Origin of the sequence: Promicromonospora kroppenstedtii DSM 19349 (assembly GCF_000515355.1) — a bacterium.
GTDB lineage: Bacteria > Actinomycetota > Actinomycetes > Actinomycetales > Cellulomonadaceae > Promicromonospora > Promicromonospora kroppenstedtii.
In genome coordinates, this window is the sequence record NZ_KI911717.1 from 1,619 (window position 1) to 2,456 (window position 838).

At 73.9% G+C, this 838-nt stretch carries 1 protein-coding gene; it reads left to right on the forward strand.

Annotated features, from left to right (window positions below):
- A partial coding sequence (locus PROKR_RS20350; RefSeq protein WP_036966513.1) for an SDR family NAD(P)-dependent oxidoreductase occupies positions 1-664 on the forward strand: 664 nt, incomplete at its 5' end.
- Between the last annotated feature and the right edge of the window lie 174 nt (positions 665-838).

Genomic DNA, 838 nt, shown 5'->3' on the forward strand with positions numbered 1-838 from the left:
GCGCCGCGCGGACCGGCTGGAGGCGCTCGCGGCGGAGACCGGCTGCGAGGTCTACGCCGTCGACCTGACCGACGATGACGCCGTGGCCGCCCTCGCGGAGCACCTCGCCGCGACCGGCGGGCTGGACGCCGTGGTGAACAACGCGGGCGGCGCACTGGGGCTGGACCGCGTGGAGGACGCCGACGTCGACGGCTGGCGCCGGATGTACGAGATCAACGTGCTCGGCACGCTGCGCGTGACCAAGGCCGTGCTGCCGCTGCTGCGGGAGGCGGGCGCCACCAAGGGCGTGGCCGACGTCGTGAACATGACCTCGACGGCTGCCCAGGGCGCGTACGAGGGCGGCGCGGGATACACGGGTGCCAAGCACGCCGAGCACATGCTGTCCCAGACGCTGCGCTGGGAGATCGCGGGCGAGCCGGTGCGGGTCATCGAGGTGGCGCCCGGGGCGGTGGCGACCGAGGAGTTCTCGCTGGTCCGGTTCGGCGGCGACGCCGCGAAGGCCGCCGCCGTCTACGAGGGCTACACGCCGCTCGTGGCCGACGACGTCGCAGACATCGTGGCCTGGGCCGTGTCCCGCCCCGACCACGTCAACATCGACCTGGTGACGGTCCGGCCGCGCGCCCAGGCACACAACTCGAAGATCGTGCGCGGCACCGGGATCTGAACCGCCGGCAGTTCTTACGAGATCGTCAGATCCGCGCGAGGGCTCGGCCCGCACAAGAAGCCGTGCCAGGCTGAGCTCATGACGCAGGCAACCGAGAGCCCGGCCGCCCCGCAGGCCGACCGCTCACCGGGCGACGCGGGCTGGGCGGCACTGGCCGGGGTGCTGGCCGGGGGC